The 21,464-nt window shown below is 65.4% G+C and carries 15 protein-coding genes; 14 read left to right on the top strand and 1 reads right to left on the bottom strand.

From position 1 onward, the window contains the following. Positions 1–24: 24 nt before the first annotated feature. The 14 genes from mraY to ligA all read left to right on the top strand — a co-directional run bounded on the left by mraY (position 25) and on the right by ligA (position 19,776). Entirely contained in the window at positions 25–1,128 is a 1,104-nt protein-coding gene (gene mraY, locus GWG67_RS33975; RefSeq protein ID WP_106945343.1) for a phospho-N-acetylmuramoyl-pentapeptide-transferase, read from the top strand. Positions 1,129–1,135: 7 nt separating this feature from the next. Beyond that, on the top strand, positions 1,136–2,536 hold the full coding sequence (gene murD / locus GWG67_RS33970; protein ID WP_275173884.1) for a UDP-N-acetylmuramoyl-L-alanine--D-glutamate ligase: 1,401 nt from the start codon (positions 1,136–1,138) through the stop codon (positions 2,534–2,536). A 227-nt stretch (positions 2,537–2,763) separates the two neighbouring features. Then, complete coding sequence (locus tag GWG67_RS33965) at positions 2,764–3,915, top strand: FtsW/RodA/SpoVE family cell cycle protein (protein ID WP_275173882.1); 1,152 nt, start codon at positions 2,764–2,766, stop codon at positions 3,913–3,915. Positions 3,916–4,026: 111 nt separating this feature from the next. Further along, on the top strand, positions 4,027–5,127 hold the full coding sequence (gene murG / locus GWG67_RS33960; protein WP_275173880.1) for an undecaprenyldiphospho-muramoylpentapeptide beta-N-acetylglucosaminyltransferase: 1,101 nt from the start codon (positions 4,027–4,029) through the stop codon (positions 5,125–5,127). Positions 5,128–5,264: 137 nt separating this feature from the next. Continuing rightward, positions 5,265–6,668, top strand: coding sequence for a UDP-N-acetylmuramate--L-alanine ligase (gene murC / locus GWG67_RS33955; RefSeq protein WP_275173878.1), 1,404 nt, complete (start codon positions 5,265–5,267; stop codon positions 6,666–6,668). A 4-nt stretch (positions 6,669–6,672) separates the two neighbouring features. Next, a complete protein-coding gene (gene murB / locus GWG67_RS33950) occupies positions 6,673–7,593 on the top strand; it encodes a UDP-N-acetylmuramate dehydrogenase (protein WP_275173877.1) in 921 nt (306 codons plus the stop codon). A 109-nt stretch (positions 7,594–7,702) separates the two neighbouring features. Beyond that, positions 7,703–8,689, top strand: coding sequence for a D-alanine--D-alanine ligase (locus GWG67_RS33945; protein WP_275173876.1), 987 nt, complete (start codon positions 7,703–7,705; stop codon positions 8,687–8,689). A 350-nt stretch (positions 8,690–9,039) separates the two neighbouring features. Further along, a complete protein-coding gene (locus GWG67_RS33940) occupies positions 9,040–10,068 on the top strand; it encodes a cell division protein FtsQ/DivIB (RefSeq protein WP_275173874.1) in 1,029 nt (342 codons plus the stop codon). Continuing rightward, a complete protein-coding gene (ftsA, locus tag GWG67_RS33935) occupies positions 10,065–11,387 on the top strand; it encodes a cell division protein FtsA (RefSeq protein WP_275173872.1) in 1,323 nt (440 codons plus the stop codon). The genes GWG67_RS33940 and ftsA overlap by 4 nt, the downstream gene beginning before the upstream one ends. A gap of 87 nt (positions 11,388–11,474) precedes the next feature. Continuing rightward, positions 11,475–13,280 carry a cell division protein FtsZ gene (gene ftsZ, locus GWG67_RS33930; protein WP_275173871.1) on the top strand — a complete coding sequence of 602 codons (1,806 nt, stop codon included), beginning with the start codon at positions 11,475–11,477 and terminating at the stop codon, positions 13,278–13,280. A gap of 360 nt (positions 13,281–13,640) precedes the next feature. Next, positions 13,641–14,603, top strand: coding sequence for a UDP-3-O-acyl-N-acetylglucosamine deacetylase (gene lpxC / locus GWG67_RS33925; RefSeq protein WP_275173869.1), 963 nt, complete (start codon positions 13,641–13,643; stop codon positions 14,601–14,603). A 275-nt stretch (positions 14,604–14,878) separates the two neighbouring features. Beyond that, complete coding sequence (locus GWG67_RS33920) at positions 14,879–15,784, top strand: outer membrane protein assembly factor BamD (protein ID WP_026232697.1); 906 nt, start codon at positions 14,879–14,881, stop codon at positions 15,782–15,784. A 13-nt stretch (positions 15,785–15,797) separates the two neighbouring features. After that, positions 15,798–17,471, top strand: a complete 1,674-nt coding sequence (gene recN, locus GWG67_RS33915; protein WP_275173867.1) for a DNA repair protein RecN — start codon at positions 15,798–15,800, stop codon at positions 17,469–17,471. A gap of 151 nt (positions 17,472–17,622) precedes the next feature. After that, positions 17,623–19,776 (top strand): NAD-dependent DNA ligase LigA, encoded by a 2,154-nt coding sequence (ligA, locus tag GWG67_RS33910; RefSeq protein ID WP_275173865.1) that lies wholly within the window; start codon positions 17,623–17,625, stop codon positions 19,774–19,776. Between the two features lie 110 nt (positions 19,777–19,886). Here ligA and GWG67_RS33905 read toward each other — a convergent pair whose 3' ends face one another. After that, on the bottom strand, positions 19,887–21,161 hold the full coding sequence (locus GWG67_RS33905; protein ID WP_275173864.1) for a multidrug effflux MFS transporter: 1,275 nt from the start codon (positions 21,159–21,161) through the stop codon (positions 19,887–19,889). Positions 21,162–21,464 lie beyond the last annotated feature (303 nt).

Here is a 21,464-nt window from a genome sequence, read left to right as displayed (position 1 = left end):
CAAAGGCGCCATAGGACCGTCTGAATGTTTTACTGGTTGATCGAGCTCTCCAACACATTTCCGGGCTTCGGTGCCGTTCGCACCTTCCTGAACGTCTTCCGCTACATCACCTTCCGCACCGGCGGCGCCGTCGTCACCGGCGCGCTGTTCGTGTTCCTGTTCGGCCCCTGGATCATCGACCATCTGCGCATCCGGCAAGGCAAGGGGCAGCCGATCCGGGCCGATGGTCCGCAATCGCATCTCGCCAAGAAAGGCACGCCCACCATGGGTGGGCTGATGATCCTGTCCGGCCTCACGGTCGGCACGGTGCTGTGGGCCAATCCGCTCAATCCTTACGTCTGGATCGTGCTGGCGGTGACGCTCGGCTTCGGCTTCGTCGGCTTCTATGACGATTATCTCAAGGTGACCAAGCAGACCACGACCGGGTTCGGCAGCAAGCTTCGCCTGCTGATCGAGGCGGCGATCGCGCTGGTTGCCTGCTACGCGCTGGTGCGGCTGAACCGCGATCCGGCGTCGACCGCGCTGACGATTCCTTTCTTGAAGGACACCGTGCTGCATTTTGGCTGGTTCTTCGTCATCTTCGGCGCCTTCGTCATCGTCGGCGCCGGCAATGCGGTGAACCTCACCGACGGTCTCGACGGCCTTGCCATCGTGCCCGTGATGATCGCGACCGCGAGCTTTGCGATGATCGCCTATCTCGCCGGCAACGCGGTGTTCGCCGATTACCTCCAGATCAAATATGTCGCCGGCACCGGCGAGCTCGCGGTGCTCTGCGGCGCCTTGCTGGGCGCGGGCCTCGGCTTCCTCTGGTTCAACGCGCCGCCGGCCTCGATCTTCATGGGCGATACCGGCTCGCTCGCGCTCGGCGGCATGCTGGGTGCGATCGCGGTGGCGGTGAAGCACGAGATCGTGCTCGCGGTGATCGGCGGCCTGTTCGTGCTGGAGGCGGTCTCCGTCATCGTGCAGGTGGTGTCGTTCAAGATGACGGGAAAACGCATCTTCCGGATGGCGCCGATCCATCATCATTTCGAGCAGCTCGGCTGGACCGAGCCGCAGATCGTCATCCGATTCTGGATCATTTCGGTGATGCTGGCGCTCGCCGGCCTGTCCACGCTGAAGCTGCGGTGAGCCCTTGATGATCCCCGTCACGTCCTTTGCCGGCAAGACGGTCGCGGTGTTCGGCCTTGGCGGCTCGGGGCTCGCGTCCTGTCACGCCTTGACGGCGGGCGGCGCCGAGGTGATCGCCGCCGATGACAATGCCGACAACGTCGCCAAGGCCGCGCAAGCGGGCTTCATCACGGCAGATCTACGCAACGTCTCATGGGCGAATTTCGCCGCGCTGGTGCTCGCGCCCGGTGTACCGCTGACCCATCCGGTGCCGCATTGGAGCGTGCTGAAGGCGCGCGAGGCCGCTATCGAGGTGATCGGCGACATCGAGCTGTTCTGCCGCGAACGGCGCCGGCACGCACCGGATGCGCCGTTCGTCGCAATCACCGGCACCAATGGCAAATCGACCACGACGGCTTTGATCGCGCATCTCACCAAAGTCGCCGGTTACGACACCCAGATGGGCGGCAATATCGGCACCGCGATCCTGTCACTGGAGCCGCCGGGCATGGGTCGCGTCCACGTCATCGAGATGTCGTCCTACCAGATCGACCTCACGCCCTCGCTCGATCCCTCCGTCGGTATTCTGCTCAATGTCAGCGAGGACCACATCGATCGCCATGGCACCATCGCGCACTACGCCGCGGTGAAGGAGCGCCTCGTTGCCGGTGTGCAGGCCGGCGGCACCGCGATCGTCGGCGTCGACGACGGTTTTTGCCGCGATATCGCCGACCGGCTCGATCGCGCCGGCAAGAATGTGGTGCGCATCTCGGTCAGGAATCCGCTGGCCTCCGGCATCCATGTCGAGCATGGCACCATCGTGCGCACCGCGGGTGGCGCGCGCAGTGAAATCGCCAAGCTCGGTGGCATCGGTTCTCTGCGCGGCCTGCACAATGCGCAGAACGCGGCGTGCGCGGCCGCCGCCGCGCTCGCGATGGGCATTGGCCTCGATGTCTTGCAGAACGGCCTGCGCAGCTTTCCCGGCCTTGCACATCGGATGGAGCAGGTCGGCCGCCGCGGCAACGTGCTGTTCGTCAACGACTCCAAGGGCACCAATGCGGACGCCACCGCGCATGCGCTGTCGTCCTTCTCCGACATCTTCTGGATCGCCGGCGGGAAGCCGAAAGCCGGCGGCATTACGGGCCTCACCGGCTACTTCCCGCGCATCCGCAAGGCCTATCTGATCGGCGAGGCCGCGCAGGAGTTTTCGGGGACGCTGGGCACGCAAGTGCCGCACGAGATCAGCCAGACCCTCGACGTCGCCGTCGAGCAAGCCGCACGCGATGCGGAAGCGTCGGGGATCACTGACGCGGTCGTCCTGCTGTCACCCGCCTGCGCCTCCTTCGACCAGTATCGCAATTTCGAGATCCGCGGCACCCGGTTCCGCGAGCTGGTGCAGGCGCTGCCTGGCGTGAAGCCGGTGGTGTAGGGACGCTGCTGGTTCTTGCTCCGCTGTCGTCGCCCGGCTTGACCGGGCGACCCAGTATTCCAGAGGCGGCGCTTGAGCCGAGGGGCTGCGGCGTACTGGATACCCCGGTCGAGCCGGGGCATGACAGTGTGTTTTGCGGCGACGGCTGAGATCATCCGCGATTCCTTAACCCTGCGGTAACCAACCTCGGCGACCAATGGACCGACCTCTGTCCGAAAGCGGCCGCCATGCTCTCCCGTGAAGAACGCACCCCCTTTTCCGAGTGGTGGTGGACCGTCGACAAGCCGCTGATGGGGGCCATTCTGGCGCTGATGCTAACCGGCGTGATCCTGTCGCTGGCGGCGAGCCCGCCGGTTGCGACCCGCATCGGGCTCGATCCCTTCCATTTCTTCAGCCGCCACGTGATGTTCCTGGCGCCGTCCGGCCTGGTGCTGCTCGGGGTGTCCTTCCTGTCGCCGCGGGCGATTCGTCGATCGGCGCTGATCATCTTCGCGGCCAGCATCGTTCTGATCGTGCTGACGCTCGCGATCGGCCCCGAGGTGAAGGGCTCGCGGCGCTGGATCACGCTGATCGGCGTCAACATTCAGGCCTCCGAAATCGCAAAGCCGTCGTTCGTCGTCATTGCCGCCTGGCTCTTCGCGGAATCGACCAGGCGGCCGGAGATGCCGGCGACCTCGATGGCGCTCGCGCTGCTCTTGATGCTGGTCTCGCTGCTGGTGATGGAGCCCGACTTCGGCCAGACCATGCTGATCCTGATGGTGTGGGGCTCGCTGTTCTTCATCGCGGGCATGCGGATGATCTGGGTGTTCGGGCTCGCCGGCCTCGGCGCCGCCGGGCTGTTCAGCGCCTACCTTTTTGTTCCCCACGTCGCCGGCCGTATCAAGCGCTTCATGAATCCGGCCTCGGGCGACACCTTCCAGGTGGATACAGCCATGGAGGCTTTCTACAACGGCGGCTGGTTCGGGCTCGGACCGGGCGAGGGGATCGCCAAGCGCAGCCTGCCGGACAGCCACACCGACTTCGTGTTCGCGGTTGCCGCCGAAGAGTTCGGCATCATCCTGTGCCTCGCGATGCTGGCACTGTTTGCCTTCGTCGTCATCCGCACGCTGTCGCGCGCCTACGCCAACGAAGACATGTTCTCGCGCTTCGCTGCTTCGGGTCTTGCGATCCTGTTCGGCGTGCAGGCCGCGATCAACATGTCGGTCAATCTCCAGCTCATCCCCGCCAAGGGCATGACGCTGCCCTTCATCTCCTATGGCGGCTCCTCGATCGTGTCGCTGGCCTATGGCGTCGGCATGATGCTGGCGCTGACGCGGCTGCGCCCGCGCACCGAAGTCGAGGCGAGCGGCCACGCCGAGGCGATGCGCAGCTACGCGTAGTTTTTCGTCATTGCGAGCGAAGCGAAGCAATCCGGAATCCCTCCGCGGAGGCAGTCTGGATTGCTTCGCTTCGCTCGCAATGACGGGCAAGACACTGTAAAAGTCCCTGCCATGGACACCTCCCCCTTGATTCTTCTCGCCGCGGGCGGCACCGGCGGCCATTTGTTTCCGGCCGAGGCGCTCGGCGTCGAGCTGATCCGGCGCGGATTCCGCGTCCGTCTCGTCACGGACGAGCGCGCGCTGCGCTACAGCGGGCTGTTCACCAAGGACATGATCGACATCATTTCGAGCGAGACTGCGCGTGGACGCAATCCGCTGCAGCTCGCCTATGCCGGCCTGACGCTGGCGGCCGGCACGCTGTCCGCCTACAGCCTGATCAAGCGACTGAAGCCGGTCGCCGTCGTCGGCTTCGGTGGCTATCCGACGCTGCCGCCGCTGGTCGCCGCAAAATTCGCCGGCGTGCCCGGCATCATCCATGATGCCAATGCCGTGCTCGGCCGCGCCAACCGATTCCTGTCGAGCCGCGTGCGCGCCATTGCGACGTCATTGCCCGGCGTGCTCGATCGCGATCCGGCGCTATCGGGCAAGACCACGACGGTCGGCACGCCGATGCGTCCGGCGATTCTCGCCGCAGCTGGCGTGCCATATGCTGCGCCTGAAGCGAACGGTCCGCTGCGCCTGCTCGTCGTCGGCGGCAGCCAGGGCGCGCGCATCATGGCCGACATCGTGCCGGGCGCGATCGAGCGCCTCGAACCCGCGCTGTGGAGCCGGCTCGTCCTCACCCAGCAGGTGCGCGACGAGGACATGGCGCGCGTGCGCGCGGTCTACGACAGACTGAAGATCAAGGCCGAGCTTGCGCCGTTCTTCACCGATCTGCCGGCGCGGCTTGCCTCCAACCATCTGGTGGTGTCGCGCTCGGGCGCCGGCACCGTGGCCGAACTCGCCGCGATCGGGCGGCCCTCGATCCTGGTGCCGCTGCCGGGCGCGATCGACCAGGACCAGTTCGCCAATGCCGGCGTGCTGGCCAAGGTCGACGGTGCGATCCGCATTCCGCAAACCGAGTTTTCCTCCGATCGCCTCGCCGCCGAGATCTCCGCCTTCGCCGCCGAGCCCGCGCGTCTTGCCGCCATGGCGCAGGCCGCCCGCGGCGCCGGTCGGCTCGACGCAGCGGAGCGGCTGGCCGATCTGGTGGCCAAAATCGCGGGAATCTGACGCCAAACGTGGAATTTCCATAGTTTTACCGTCATGGCCGGGCTTGTCCCGGCCATCCACGTCTTGCAAGAAAGACGCTAGGATTCGTGGATGCCCGGGACAAGCCCGGGCCTGACGAGGGAACTGCGGGATACGCCATGAGACTGCCGCGCGAGATCGGACCCATCCACTTCGTCGGGATCGGCGGGATCGGCATGAGCGGCATCGCCGAGGTGCTGCTCAATCTCGGCTATACCGTGCAAGGCTCGGACGCCTCCGACAATTACAATCTCGACCGTCTCCGCAAAAACGGCGCGAGGGTCTCGGTCGGCCACAAGGCGGAGAACGTCGACGGCGCCGAGGTCGTCGTGGTCTCCACCGCCATCAAGCGTGACAATCCGGAACTGACGGCGGCGCGCGAACGGCGCATCCCTGTGGTGCGCCGGGCCGAGATGCTGGCCGAGCTAATGCGGCTGAAGAGCTGCGTCGCCATCGCCGGCACCCACGGCAAGACCACGACGACCACGATGGTTGCGACGCTGCTCGACGCCGGCGGCCTCGATCCCACCGTGATCAACGGGGGCATCATCAACGCCTACGGCTCCAACGCGCGTCTCGGTGCGGGCGACTGGATGGTGGTCGAAGCCGACGAGAGCGACGGCACGTTCCTGAAGCTGCCGACCGAGGTCGCGATCGTCACCAATGTCGATCCCGAGCATCTCGATCACTTCAAGACCTTCGAGGCGGTGCAGGACGCCTTCCGCCATTTCGTCGAGAACCTGCCGTTCTATGGCTTCGCCGTGATGTGCATCGATCATCCCGTGGTGCAGACTCTTATCGGCAAGATCGAGGATCGGCGCATCATCACCTATGGCGAGAATCCGCAGGCCGATGTGCGCTTCGTCGACCTGACCCCGACGGGCGGCGGATCAAAATTCAAGGTTGCGTTCCGAGATCGCAAGACGGGCGCCGTGCACGAGATCGCCGATCTCGTGCTGCCGATGCCGGGACGCCACAATGCCTCGAACGCGACGGCTGCGATTGCGGTCGCGCGCGAGCTCGGCGTGTCGGACGAGGCGATCCGCAAGGCGATCGCCGGCTTCGGCGGCGTCAAGCGCCGCTTCACCAAGACCGGCGAGTGGAATGGTGTCACCGTCATCGACGATTACGGCCATCATCCGGTCGAGATCGCGGCGGTGCTGAAGGCGGCGCGGGAATCCACCAACGGCAAGATCGTCGCCGTCGTGCAGCCGCATCGCTATACCCGCCTGCAGTCGCTGTTCGAGGAATTCTGCACCTGTTTCAACGACGCGGATGCGGTGATCGTCGCTGAGGTCTACGCCGCAGGCGAGACGCCGATCGAGGGCATCGACCGCGACCATTTCGCCGCAGGCCTGCGTGCCCACGGCCACCGCGAGGTGATCCCGCTGGCGGCAGCCTCCGATCTCGCCGGCATCGTCAGAGGCGTGACGAAGTCGGGCGATCTCGTCGTGTGCTTAGGGGCCGGCAACATCACGCAATGGGCGTATGCCTTGCCCGGCGAGTTGAAGGCGCTGGGGTAGGGCAGTGAGCTTCCCCGACATCACACCCTCGCTCAAAGCCGCGATGCCCGATCTCCGCGGCCGGCTGCTGGCAAACCAGTCGCTCGCCGAGCTCACCTGGTTTCGTGTCGGCGGTCCGGCGCAGGTGCTGTTCACGCCGGCGGACGAGGACGATCTCGCCTACTTCCTCGCGCATCTCGCAAGCGACATTCCGGTCTATGTTGTCGGCGTCGGCTCCAACCTGATCGTGCGCGACGGCGGCATTGCGGGCGTGGTGGTCCGTCTGGCGCCGCGCGCCTTCGGCGAGGCGAGCGCGAGTGGCGATGTCGTCACCGCGGGCGCGGCCGCGCTCGACAAGCGCGTGGCGGAAGTCGCCGCGTCAGCCAATATCGGCGGGCTCGAATTCTATTTCGGCATTCCCGGCACGGTCGGCGGCGCGCTGCGCATGAATGCAGGCGCCAATGGCGGCGAGACCAGGGACGTGTTGATCGAGGCGCGAGGCGTCGGGCGCGACGGCACGAAGCACGTCTTCTCCAATGCCGACATGAAGTTCGTGTACCGCAACAGCGGCGTCGATCCCTCTATCATCTTCACCTCCGCGCGTTTCCGCGGCGAGATCAGGGATGCCGAGGCGATCCGCGCGCGCATGGCGGAAGTGCAGACCCATCGCGAAACCGCGCAGCCGATCCGCGAAAAGACCGGCGGCTCGACCTTCAAGAATCCGCCCGGGCATTCCGCCTGGAAGCTGGTCGATGCCGCCGGCTGCCGCGGTTTGCGCGTCGGCGGCGCCGAGGTATCCGAGATGCACTGCAATTTCTTGATCAACACGGGCAATGCCACCGCGCACGACATCGAGACGCTGGGCGAGACCGTTCGTGAACGGGTGAAGACGAATTCCGGAATTGAGCTACACTGGGAAATCAAGCGGATCGGAATTCGCGCGTGAGTGTCATTCCGGGGCTCGCGAAGCGAGAGCCCGGAATCTCGAGATTCCGGGTTTGATGCTTCGCATCGCCCCGGAATCACGAACACAGACAGGTGACGGACCAAAGAACATGCGCATCACCATCCTCTTCGGCGGCTCCAACCGCGAACGTCTGGTTTCGGTCGCTTCAGCCCAGGCGCTGCATCAGGCGCTGCCCGAGGCCGATCTCTGGTGGTGGGATGTCGAGGACAAGGTGCATGTCGTGCAGTCCAGACAGCTGCTCGAACATGCCCGTCCGTTCGAGGATGAATTCAAGCCGGGCACGTCAGGCATTCCGTTGGAGCAGGCGCTCGACCAGGCCAGGGCGGAGAACCGCGTGCTGGTGCTCAGCCTGCATGGCGGGAGGGCCGAGAACGGCGAATTGCAGGTGATGTGCGAGGCGCGCGGCGTGCCTTTCACCGGATCGGGCTCGGCCTCCTCGCATCTCGCGTTCGACAAGATCGCAGCCAAGCATTTCGCTGCGCTCGGCGGCGTGACGCCGCCGGCCAACGTTGCGCTGGACCAGATCGACGAGGCCTTCGCCGAATACGGCCGGCTGATCGCAAAGCCCGCCAGGGATGGCTCGAGCTACGGCCTGATCTTCGTCAACGCCAGGCAGGATCTCGTCGCCGTCCGCAATGCCGCCAAGCACGAAGAGTACGTGATCGAGCCCTACATCGCCGGCGTCGAGGCGACCTGCGGCGTGCTGGAGCGGCCGGACGGCTCGATCATCTCGCTGCCGCCGATCGAGATCATTCCGGGCGAGGGCAGTTTCGACTACGCGGCAAAATATCTTTTGAATTCTACTCAGGAGATCTGTCCAGGCCGCTTCACGGCGGAGATCACCTCGGCGCTGAAGCAGCAGGCGATGCTGGCGCACCGGGCGATGTCGTGCACCGGCTATTCCCGTTCGGACTTCATCGTCTCGGACAAGGGGCTGGTCTATCTCGAAACCAACACGCTGCCCGGCCTGACCAAGTCCTCGCTCTACCCCAAGGCGCTGAAGGCCGAGGGCATCGAGTTCGTCGACTTCCTGCGCGGCCTGGTCGAGCTCGCCGTGGCCGGTGTGCGAAAATAATTAGGACTGGTTAACGGCCGAATCGGCGAAACGGCCGGTTTTGGAACCCAAAACCGGTAAAATGCCGGATATTGCGGCATAAATGCCTCACAGGCCTGGGCAAAAAGCTCACGTCGTTAACGAACTTTACCTTTTGTTTACCAGGACGTCCGAAGGTTAACGCTGGCGGCGCATATGACGCTTTGGCTGCCGGCGCGTGGACCGTTGCGGGTGTTGTCACCTCCAGCGAACGCTCTGAAGGGGAGAGGTTTTCTTCTGCCGAAGACCAGCACCCGGCCCGGCAAGTCCGAGACGTCATGTTCGCCAGGACCCGCGCGATGTCGCGGGCAAACTGTTGACGAGCTCGTGCAATGGATGGAGCAGGAAGCCTCACTCGGTCGCTTTTCAGATCGCTGAGGCCCCAAGCTGACCTGACGGCGGCCGCTATCGGAGCGGTCGTGCTTCTGCGCGAGTGGGTGCAGGACAAGCGCCAGGAAAGAGTTCACGGCGCGCGTGCTGCAGCCAAGGAAAAGATCAGGGCCAAAGCCGTCATCGAGCGCGAGCCGCCGCCGCGGCTGGTCGCGCTGGTCGAGCGCTATCTGCCGCGCCGGGTCGGGATCACCATGACGGTGCTGCTCCTGATCGGAAGCTGCGGCTTCGGTATCGTCAAGGGCGGCCATCTCCAGGATTTCATCACGGCGGTCAACGACACCCGCAACGCGCTGGCCAATTCCGCCGGCTTCCGCATCACCTCCGTCGTGATCAACGGCCGCAAGCAACTCAGCCAGGACGAGATCCTCGCGATCGGCGGCGTCAGCGGCCGATCCTCGCTGCTTTTCCTCGACGCCGACGCCGTGCGCGACAAGCTCAAGGCCAATCCCTGGATCGCGGATGCGACCGTGCTGAAGCTCTATCCGGGCCAGCTCATGATCGAGCTCACCGAGCGCAAGGCGTTCGCGCTGTGGCAGGAGGCCGGCCGGCTCTCCGTCATCGCCGATGACGGCGCCGTGCTCGAGCCCTATGTCTCGCGCCGGTTCCTGTCGCTGCCCCTCGTGGTCGGCAAGGGTGCCGAGACGCAGGCCCGCGACTTCCTCGCTTTGCTGGCGCGCTATCCGCAGGTCAATTCGATCACCAAGGCCGCGATTTTCGTCGGTGAGCGGCGCTGGAACCTGAGGCTCAAGGATGGCCTCGACATCCGCCTGCCCGAGCAGGACGTCGGCAACGCGCTTGCGATGCTGTCCAGGCTCGACAAGGAGGACAGGCTGTTCTCCCGCGACATCGTCGCCATCGACCTGCGCCTGCCCGATCGGCTGGTGGTGCAGCTGTCCGAGGACGCCGCCAAGGCGCGCGACGATTTGTTCAAGGACAAGAAGAAGAAAAAGGCCGGGGACGCTGCATGACCGGTCTTGATCGCACCCAGACACCGAAGACACGCCCGATTCCGCACAAGCGCGGCGGCCTCGTCGCCTGCCTCGACATCGGCACCAGCAAGATCGCCTGCATGATTGCGCGGCTGAAACCGTCGGCGCCGAGCGAAGCCCTGCGGGACCGGACCCATGCGGTGGAGCTGATCGGCTACAGCCAGATCCAGTCGCGCGGCATGAAGGCCGGCGCTGTGATCGATCTAGGCGAATGCGAGCAGGCGGTGCGACAGGCCGTCGGGCTTGCGGAGAAAATGGCCAAGGTGCGGGTCGAGTCCGTGCTGCTGTCGGTGTCCGGCGGCCGGCTCTCCGGTCAGCTGGTCGAAGCCGCGGCCGACATCCGCGGCGGCGCCGTGACGCCGGCCGATGTCAGCCGCGTCACCTCCACCGGCATGCGCCACGCCACCGGCGAAGGCCGCACCGTGCTGCACGCGCTCCCGGTCGGCTACACGCTCGACGGCGTCAAGGGCATCCGCGACCCCCGCGGCATGGTCGCGCATCAGTTCGGCATCGACATGAACGTCGTCACCTGCGACGCCACGGTGGCGCGGAACCTGATGCTGGCGGTCGAGCGCTGCCACATCAACGTCGAAGCCATGGCGGCGAGCCCCTATGTGGCAGGCCTGTCGGTGCTGACCGACGACGAGGCCGATCTCGGCGCTGCCGTGGTCGAGATGGGCGCGGGCACCACCACGATCGCGGTCTTTTCCGGCGGCCGCTTCGTACATGCCGCGGGTTTTGCGGTCGGCGGGCAACACATCACGATGGATCTGGCGCGCGGACTCTCCGCGACCATTGCCGATGCCGAGCGAATCAAGACGTTATACGGGACCGTCATCACCGGCGGATCGGACTCGCGTGAGCTGATGTCTGTACCGACAGCCGGTGACGAGCAGGATCTGCCGCAGATCGTCTCCCGCGCTACCATCGCCAACATCGTCAAGCATCGTGCCGAGGAAGTCTTCGAAATGGTTCGGGACAAGCTGAAGGATTCGCCCTTCGCCTCAGAGCCCAACGGCCGCGTCGTGCTCTCGGGCGGGGCCTCGCAGCTCACCGGTCTCGTTGAGCTCGGAACGCAGATTCTCGGCCGGCCCGTGCGGGTCGGACGTCCGCTCGGTTTCGGCCGGCTGCCCAACGAGGCGAAGAACGCCGCCTTCGCGGTGCCGGCCGGACTGCTCGTCTACCCGCAATATGTTCACCACGAACATGTCGAACCGCGGCATACGCGGCAGCAGGTCAGGACGGGGACCGGCGGGTATTTCGGAAAGGTCGGACGATGGCTACGCGAGGGCTTCTGATGACTCCTTCCCGCAATATTCGATTTTCACCAACTCCCGCGGCCGCCGGCCGGGGCGAACCCACGCGCGCGTGATCGAGAGGCAAACATGACCATCAGCATCAATGTTCCTGATATTCACGAACTGAAGCCCCGCATCACCGTGTTCGGCGTCGGCGGCGCCGGTGGCAACGCCGTCAACAACATGATCACGGCGGGCCTCCAGGGCGTCGACTTCGTGGTCGCCAACACCGACGCGCAGGCGCTGACGATGTCGAAGGCGCAGCGCATCGTCCAGATGGGCACGGCCGCCACGCAAGGGTTGGGCGCAGGTTCGCAGCCGGTCGTTGGCGCCGCCGCAGCCGAAGAAGTCATGGACGAACTCCGCGACCATCTCTCGGGCGCCAACATGGTGTTCGTCACCGCCGGCATGGGCGGCGGCACCGGCACCGGTGCGGCTCCCGTGATCGCCAAGATCGCGCGCGAGATGGGCATCCTCACCGTCGGCGTCGTGACCAAGCCCTTCCACTTCGAGGGCGGCCGCCGCATGCGCACCGCGGAAGCAGGCATCAACGAGCTGCACAAGGTCGTCGACACCCTGCTGATCATCCCGAACCAGAACCTGTTCCGGGTCGCCAACGAAAAGACCACCTTCGCCGACGCCTTCGCGATGGCCGACCAGGTGCTCTATTCCGGCGTTGCCTGCATCACCGACCTGATGGTCAAGGAAGGCCTGATCAATCTCGACTTCGCCGACGTCCGCGCCGTCATGCGTGAGATGGGCAAGGCGATGATGGGCACGGGCGAAGCCTCCGGCGACAAGCGCGCGCTGACCGCCGCCGAAGCCGCGATCGCCAACCCGCTGATCGACGATAGCTCGATGAAGGGCGCCAAGGGCCTCCTGATCTCCATCACCGGCGGCAAGGATCTCACCCTGTTCGAGGTCGACGAAGCTGCGACCCGCATCCGCGAGGAAGTCGACCAGGACGCCAACATCATCGTCGGCGCCACCTTCGACGAAGCCCTCGACGGCCTGATCCGTGTCTCGGTCGTCGCCACCGGCATCGAGCAGGCCGCGATCGCGCGCAACAGCCAGGCCACCAGCGCTCCCGTGGCCAATCCTGCTCCGCAGGCGCAGCAGGCTCCCGCCGCTCCGGCCGCGGCTGCCGAGAGCCGTCTTGCCGATTTGACCGCACGGCTGCGCGCCGACAATCAGCGCATGGCCGAGCGCGCCCAGAAGTTCGAAGCGCAGACCCCGGCCGTCGGATCGGGCCAGTTTGCCGCCGCTCCCACGGCTCCGCGTCCGAACGTCGAGCGCGCTGCGCTTGCCGCCATCGCCGCCGCCGTTGCGGACGTTCCGCAGGCTCCCGCGCCGATGCAGACCTATGGCGACGTCACCGTGCGTCCGATCGCGCAGAAGCCCACACTGTTCCCGGAGCCTGAGCAGGCGCCGATGGCCATGCATGAGCAGATGACGCCGGAAACCTTCATCCCGCCGCAGGCCGAGCGTGCGCCGGTCCGCACACCGCGGATGCCGCGGATCGAGGAACTCCCGATGCCCGCTCAGGCCGAGCTTCGCCAGGCCCGCGGCGAGGTCGAGGAGGAGACTCCGCAGAAGACCCGGTTGTCGCTGCTCCAGCGCCTCGCCAATGTCGGCCTCGGCCGTCGTGACGAGGAGAGCGAGGCGCCGATCGCGGCCCGCACCGCCGGTCCCGCGATGCCGCCGCTGCCCGATCGCCGCCCCCAGAAGACCGTGGCGCAGCAAATCGCGTCCGCCGAGCCGGTGTCCGAGTATGCCCGTCGTCCCGCGCCGCAGGGCCTGGACATGCATGGCCGTCCCGCGCCTGTTGCCCCGGCGCCACAGGGAGACGACCATCTTGATATCCCGGCCTTCCTGCGGCGGCAGGCGACCTGAGGATTGTTACAATAAGGCAGACGAAAAAAGGTCCCGGCGGGAAGCTTGCCGGGACCTTTTCTTTTGCCCCGGGCATATCCGGATTGCGTGACCAAGCAACTGATTTTAAATCATTAATTACGTATTCGATGGTTCAGTAAAACTGCCGAAAACGGCTCCGAACTCCGGTCCAATTTGGTTAAGCCTTGGCGCGAATACGGCGGGTTTGGGGTAACAATCGGTAAAAAAGCGTGAGTTGGCGCTGTTTGAGGCAGTGACTATGGTTTGCCGTGACTTGGGGATACGGATTCGGAACGAGCGGTCTAGGCCGCTCAGTCGGGTTCAGTATAAGTCGCGATGGTCGTAGTGGGGCGGTTCCTGATGAAATTTAGCCGGCAAACAACGCTTCGTGCGCAAGCCAGTGTGGCAGGCGTCGGCGTTCATTCCGGTCTTCCCGTCACGCTCACGCTTGGACCCGCGCCTGTCGACGCGGGCTTTGTTTTCGTCCGTACCGGGCTTGAGGGAAGCGACCGCGAAGTTCAGGCCACCGCCGAGCAGGTGATCGCGACCGATTTCGCCACCGTCCTTGGTGATCGCAACGGTCCGCTGGTTTCCACCGCCGAGCATGTGCTTGCTGCGCTGCGGGGCATGGGCGTCGACAACGCCATCATCGAGATCGACGGGCCCGAAGTGCCGATCATGGACGGCAGCGCGGCAGCCTTCGTTGCGGCGATCGACCAGGCCGGCATCGTGACCCAGCCGGCACAGCGCCGCTTCATCCAGGTTTTGAAGCCGATCTCGGTCAAGATCGGCGACTCCTTCGGTGAGATCAGGCCCTATGCCGACGGGTTCCGCGCCGAGGTCGAGATCGACTTCACCAATCCTGTTATCGGCCAGCAGAGCTACGCCTTCGACCTCAACCCGGAGCGTTTCCGCCGCGAAGTCGGCCGGGCCCGGACTTTCGGTCTGATGTGCGATGTCGCGCGGCTCTGGAGCGCCGGCTATGCGCTCGGCGCCTCGTTCGACAACACCGTCGTGTTCGACGAGGAGCGGCTGCTGAACACCGAAGGCCTGCGCTACGCCGACGAATGCGCCCGCCACAAGGTGCTGGACGTGATTGGCGACCTCGCGCTGGCCGGTCTGCCACTGCTCGGCGCCTACCGCTCGGTACGTGGCGGCCACAAGCTCAACCACGCCGTCCTGACCGCGCTGCTCGCCGACCGTACCGCTTGGCGGGTGGTCGAGGGCGAGGCGGCCCGCCGCACCACGCGTCCGGTGGCCGAAACCGGTCGTGGCATCGTCGGTGGCCGGATCGCCGCGGTCTACGGGCCGGACGTTTCCTGAAGCGAGACTTCCCGAAGAGAGACGAGCCTGAAGAGACCCGTTGCCATGGGTGTTTGGCGGCGGTTTTCTCCGGGAAACTCCTGGTAACGATGATCGGCTAGGATTGCGGCGCGTTCGCCTTAATCCGGGCGGAATGCCTGCCTATCCGGTTGGTTGAAGATCGTTTTCGGTTACACCGGCGTGGCTGCATGGTAGGCACCACGGCTATATTTCGCGCCCAGGACGGGGTTCGTGGGCTGGCGGACACCGCATCACAGGGCGTCAGGGCAATACTCATGTCGGCACAGCGTATGACGCGCGGATATCTTCAGGTCCCGTCTCGAGAGGTCTCGTCTCGAGCTCGTGGGCTGCTTCAGGTTGTCGCCCTCTTCGTGCTCGCGCTGCCGCTGGCCGGCTGCGGCACCGGGGCGCTTTGGGACAAGTTCACGGCCAAGGACGACACCTTCGTCGAGGAGCCCGCCGACAAGATCTACAATGAGGGCCTGTACCTCATGAACGAGAAGAAGGATATGAAGGCGGCGAACAAGAAGTTCGAAGAGGTCGACCGCCAGCATCCTTATTCCGACTGGGCCCGCAAATCATTGCTGATGTCGGCCTACGCTTCCTACCAGGGCGGCGATTATGACAATTGCATCGGCGCGGCCACCCGCTACGTCACGCTGCATCCCGGCAGCCCGGATGCGGCCTATGCGCAATATCTGATTGCCGCCTCGCATTACGACCAGATTCCGGACATCAGCCGCGACCAGACCCGCACCGAGAAGGCGATCGCCTCGCTGGAAGAGGTGGTGCGCAAATATCCGACGTCCGAATATGCGACCTCGGCCAAGGCCAAGATCGAAGGTGCGCGCGACCAGCTCGCCGGCAAGGAAATGAACGTCGGCCGCTACTACGCGCAGAAGCGCGACTACACGGCGGCGATCAACCGCTACAAGGCCGTGGTGACGCAGTATCAGACCACCCGCCATGTCGAGGAGGCGCTGTACCGCCTGACCGAGGCCTATATGGCGATCGGCATCGTCGGCGAGGCCCAGACGGCCGCCGCCGTGCTCGGGCACAATTTTCCTGACAGTCGCTGGTATAAGGACGCCTATAATCTTGTAAAATCAGGCGGTCTCGAACCGAGCGAGAATCAGGGGTCCTGGATTAGCAAGACCTTCAAGAAAATGGGTCTCGGCTAGGAAATAGAGTTCCATGCTGGCGCGTCTGTCGATCCGTGACATCGTCCTGATCGAACGGCTCGATATCGAATTCGCAACCGGCCTCGCGGTTTTGACCGGCGAGACCGGTGCGGGCAAATCCATCCTGCTCGATGCCTTTGCACTGGCGCTCGGCGGCCGCGGCGATGCCGGCCTCGTGCGCCATGGCGCGGAGCAGGGGCAGGTCACTGCCGTATTCGATATCCCAAAAAACCATCCCGCGGCCAAAATCCTCGCGGAGAACGGGCTGGAGGATACCGGCGAGATGATTCTCCGCCGGGTCCAACTCGCCGACGGCCGCACCCGCGCCTTCATCAACGACCAGGCGATCAGCGTGCAGACGCTGAAGGCGGTCGGTGCTGCCCTGGTCGAGATCCACGGCCAGCACGACGAGCGCGCGCTGGTCGATGCCGCCACCCACCGCCGCCTGCTCGACGCCTTCGCCGGCCTCGAAAAGGACGTCTCGGCGGTCGAAGCGCTCTGGGACGCCCGCCGCACCGCCAACACAGCGCTGGACGAGCATCGCGCCGGCATGGAGCGCGCCGCGCGCGAAGCCGATTACCTTCGTCACGCCTCCGACGAATTGAAGCAGCTCGCGCCCAAGGACGGCGAGGAGACCTCGCTGGCGTCCCGTCGGACCACGATGATGCAGGGCGAGAAGATCGCCTCCGACCTGCGCGAGGCGCAGGAGGCGGTCGGCGGCCACCATTCGCCGGTCGCCTCGCTGTCGGCCGCCGTGCGCCGGCTGGAGCGCCGCGGCGTCAACGCGCCGGCGCTGGTCGAGCCCGCGGTGAGGGCGATCGACATCGCGATCAACGCGCTGGAGGAGGCCGACCAGCATCTCCAGGCGGCGCTTGCCGCGACCGATTTCGACCCCTCAGAGCTCGAACGCATCGAGGAGCGACTGTTCGCGTTGCGCGCCGCCTCGCGCAAATATTCGACACCGGTCGATGGGCTCGCCGCGGTTGCTGCCAGATACGCCGCCGATGTCGTCCTGATCGATGCCGGCGCCTCACGGCTGAAGAAGCTGGAGCAGGCCGCGATCGAGGCCGATGCGCGCTATGCCGCGGCCGCCAAGAAGCTGTCGATGACGCGGCAGAAATCGGCGGAGAAGCTCAACAAGGCGGTCAACGCCGAGCTCGCGCCGCTCAAGCTCGAACGCGCCAAGTTCATGACCCAGGTCCAGACCGACGAGGCCACGCCGGGTCCGCAAGGGTTCGACCGCGTCGAGTTCTGGGTGCAGACCAATCCGGGCACCAAGCCAGGGCCGATGATGAAGGTCGCCTCCGGCGGCGAGCTGTCGCGTTTCCTGCTGGCGCTGAAGGTCGTGCTGTCCGACCGCGGCTCGGCGCCGACTTTGGTGTTCGACGAGATCGACACCGGCGTCGGCGGCGCGGTCGCGGACGCGATCGGCGGACGGCTGGCGCGCCTCGCCGGCAAGGTCCAGGTGATGGCCGTCACCCACGCGCCGCAGGTCGCCGCCCGTGCCGACCAGCATCTGCTGATCTCCAAGGACGCCCTGGACAAGGGCAAGCGCGTCGCCACCCGCGTCAATGCGCTCGCCGCCGACCACCGCCGCGAGGAGATCGCGCGGATGCTCGCCGGCGCCGAGATCACCGCCGAAGCAAGGGCTGCCGCGGACCGGCTGCTCAAGGCGGCGACGGCTTGATTTCGTGTCCCGGACGCGCGTAGCGCGAGCCGGGACCCAGAATCTCGCCCCGGCTCTGCAGCGCACCGCTAAAGAAGCGCTGCGCTGCGTCCGGGGCGCGAGACTTCAACCTGCCTTTACCCTCCCGTCCGCTCCGTCGTATTCAAGCACCATGGCCAGAGCAGTAAAATCCAAAGCAACACCGCTTCGCGACGTCGTCGACCTCACCAAGGCGCAGGCCAAGCTCGAGCACATGCGGCTTGCGCTCGAAATCGAGGGGCATAACGAACGCTACTATCAGGAGGACGCGCCCACCGTCACGGATGCCGAGTATGACGCGCTGCGCCAGCGCTTTAACGCGATCGAGAAGCGCTTTCCGGAATTCGTCAGCGCGGACTCGCCGTCGCAGAAGGTCGGCGCTGCGCCATCGGGCCGCTTCAAGAAGGTGCGGCATTCGGTCCCCATGCTGTCGCTCGACAACGCCTTTGCGGAAGAGGATCTGCGCGACTTCGCCGGCCGCATCGTGCGCTTCCTGAAGCTCGACGACGACAGAATCGATTTCTCCGCCGAGCCGAAGATCGACGGCCTCTCGATGTCGCTGCGCTATGAGGGCGGTGAGCTCGTCACCGCCGCGACTCGCGGCGACGGCGCGGTCGGCGAGGACGTCACCGCCAACATCCGCACCCTCGAAGACGTGCCGCAGAAGCTGAAGGGCCGCAACGTCCCCGATATCTGCGAGGTGCGCGGCGAGGTCTACATGACCAAGAAGGCGTTCTTGGCCCTCAACGAGCGGCAGAAGGCGGAAGGCGGCACCATCTTCGCCAATCCGCGCAATTCGGCCGCGGGCTCGCTCCGGCAGAAGGATCCGACCATCACCGCCTCGCGCCCCCTCGGCTTCTTCGCCTATGCCTGGGGCGAGATGAGCGCGATGCCCGAGGGTACGCAGAGCGGCATGATCGGCTGGTTCGAGCGCTGCGGCTTCAAGACCAATCCACTGACCAAACTCTGTCACTCCGTCGAGGAGCTGCTCGCCTTCCATCACTCGATCGAGGAGCAGCGCGCAAAGCTCGACTACGACATCGACGGCGTCGTCTACAAGGTCGACCGCATCGACTGGCAAGAACGGCTCGGCTTCGTCTCGCGCACGCCGCGCTGGGGCATCGCCCACAAATTCCCCGCCGAACGCGCCATGACGGTGTTGCGCGACATCGAGATCCAGGTCGGCCGCACCGGCTCGTTCACGCCGGTGGGCAAGCTCGAGCCGGTCGGCGTCGGCGGCGTGATCGTGCAGAACGTCACGCTGCACAACGAGGACTACATCAAGGGCATCGGCAACAAGGGCGAGGTGCTGCGCGAGGGCCGCGACATCAGGATCGGCGACACCGTCGTGATCCAGCGCGCCGGCGACGTCATCCCGCAGGTGGTCGACGTCGTCCTCGACAAGCGGCCGAAGGCTGCCAGGGAATTCCAGTTTCCGAAGAAGTGCCCGTGCCCGTTGCACACTGATGTCACGCGCGAGGAGACGGCGGCAGGCGAAGAGGGCTCACGCGCCCGCTGCACCGGCGAGTTCGCCTGCCCCTATCAGAAGATCGAGCATCTGAAGCTGTTCGTGTCGCGGCGCGCCTTCGACATCGACGGTCTTGGCGAGAAGCAGCTCCAGTATTTCTTCGACGAGGGTTTTGTGAAGGAGCCAGCCGACATCTTCACCCTGGAAAAGCGCAATTCGAAACTCAAGCTTGAGGACATCGAGGGTTACGGCGCAACGTCGGTGCGCAATTTGTTCAGCGCGATCGAGAGCCGCCGGAAGATTGCACTGGAGCGCTTTATCTACGCGCTCGGCATGCGTCATATCGGCGAGACCACGGGGCTGGCACTGGCACGCGGCTATGGCTCCTGGGACGCCTTTCACGACGCCAGCCTCAAGGTCGCCAAGGGCGACGAGGAGGCGATAGCCGAGATGGATGCGCTCGACCAGATCGGCGAGACCGTGATCAAGAGCATCGCCGATTATTTCGGCGAGACCCACAATCGCGGCATCGTCGAGCGGCTGACCAAGGAGGTCGAGATCATCGACGCCGAGAAGCCGAAGAGCAATTCCGCCGTCGCCGGCAAGACCGTGGTGTTCACGGGCTCGCTGGAGAAGATGACGCGCGATGAGGCCAAAGCCACCGCTGAGCGGCTAGGCGCAAAAGTGTCCGGATCGGTGTCCAAGAAAACCGATCTCGTCGTCGCCGGTCCCGGCGCGGGTTCGAAGCTCGCGGAAGCCAACAAGCATGGCGTCAAGGTGCTGACCGAGGACGAGTGGCTGGCGCTGATCGGGGAGTGAGAGGTTCTTTTCGTCATTGCGAGCGAAGCGAAGCAATCCAGAATCTTTCCGCGGGTCGCAGTCTGGATTGCTTCGCTTCGCTCGCAATGACGGGGCGACGGCGCGCCCCCTTACATCATCCCGTTCTCTTCCTCTTCCGCCTGCTCGATCAGCGTCTCGCTCACCATGACCTCGCGGCGGGGGACGACGAAGATCATGGTGCAGGCGCAGAGCAGCGAGATCGCCAGCACCGCGGCGGTGAGCGGCAGCGTGGTGGCGGAATGGCCGCCGAGATAGGCGCCGAATTGCGACATCAGCGCGCCGATGCCCTGCTGGAGGAATCCCATCGCACCTGACGCCGTGCCGGCGGCCTCGGGACGGATGCTGATCGCGCCGGCGGCCGAGTTCGCCATTACGAAGGCATTGCCGACCATCACGATCATCTGCGTGCCGAACAGCCAGGCGGGCGCCTCGTTCCAGCCGGCGAAGCTCCAGAGCAGGTTCAACAGGCTGCCGCAAAGCTGCAGCGCGAGGCCGAACCAGATCAACTTCTCCAGCGAGTGCCGCGGCGCGAAGCGCACGCAGAGCAGATTGCCGACGAGATACGCAAAACCCGTCGTCGCGAACCACGCGCCGTATTCGGCGCTGGTCCTGCCCATCTGCGTCACCACGATATAGGGGCCGCCGCCTGCGAAGGTGAAGATGATCTGCGAGGCCAGCACCTGGCACATCACGTAGCCGACGAAGGCGCGGTTGCGGATCAGGATGCCGACGTCGCCGCGAAAGCCGCTGCCGGCGGCGCGATCTCGGCGGGTCTCGGGCAGCGCGATCGCGATGCCGACGGCGACGATGATCGCGGCGACGGTGATGGCGTAGAAGATCGCGCGCCAGCCGAATGCGGTTTCGATCAGGCCGCCGGTGAGCGGGGAGACCATCTGCCCGATCATCAGCGCCGCGACGACGAGGCTGATCATCGAGGCGACGCGGTCGCGCTCGTAGATGTCGCGGATGATGGCGCGGCTCACCACCATGCCGGCGGCGCCGCCCAGCGCCTGGAAGAAGCGCGCGGCGATCAGCTGCGGCAGCGTTTCCGCGAAGATGCAGGCGACGCTGGCGACGACCATCAGCGCCAGTCCTCCGAGCAGCACCGGGCGTCGCCCGAAACGGTCCGACAGCGGGCCCATGATGAGTTGCGACAGCGCGATGCCGACCATGTACAGCGACACCGTCATCTGCGCGACCGAGATGTCGCTGCCAAATGTCGTCGCCAGCACCGGCAGCGCCGGAACCAGCATGTAAAGCGAGATCGGCGCGATCCCGGTCATGACGACGAGCAGCAGCAACACCACGCGCGAGGTCGCGAGGTTCTTCGCCGTTTCCGGCGGTTTGCTCATCATGCCGTGCATGCGTGTCCGTCTGGTAGAAATTCGAATCGGACTCTAGCGTGCTGGCACATGACGCATATCGGCGTTTCGGAATGCGGCTATACGGATTCCGGGACGGTTGTGATGAGGCACGGGGCGACCGATTGGGCGCGATGTTCGTGCCAGAAAGTTGGTGTCATCGCCCGGCTTGACCGGGCGATCCAGTACGCCGCGGCTTGTCCGCATGCGTTTGCTGTCTCTGGAATACTGGATTCCCCGCCTTCGCGGGGAATGACAGCGGGGGTGGAAATGAGCCTTGCGCAAATCGCGTGGTGCTATGCGTCG

The organism is Bradyrhizobium sp. CSS354, assembly GCF_029051725.1.
In the GTDB taxonomy this organism is placed as follows: domain Bacteria; phylum Pseudomonadota; class Alphaproteobacteria; order Rhizobiales; family Xanthobacteraceae; genus Bradyrhizobium.
Note: the sequence above shows the minus strand (reverse complement) of the source record. Positions and strands in the feature narration are given on the sequence as shown.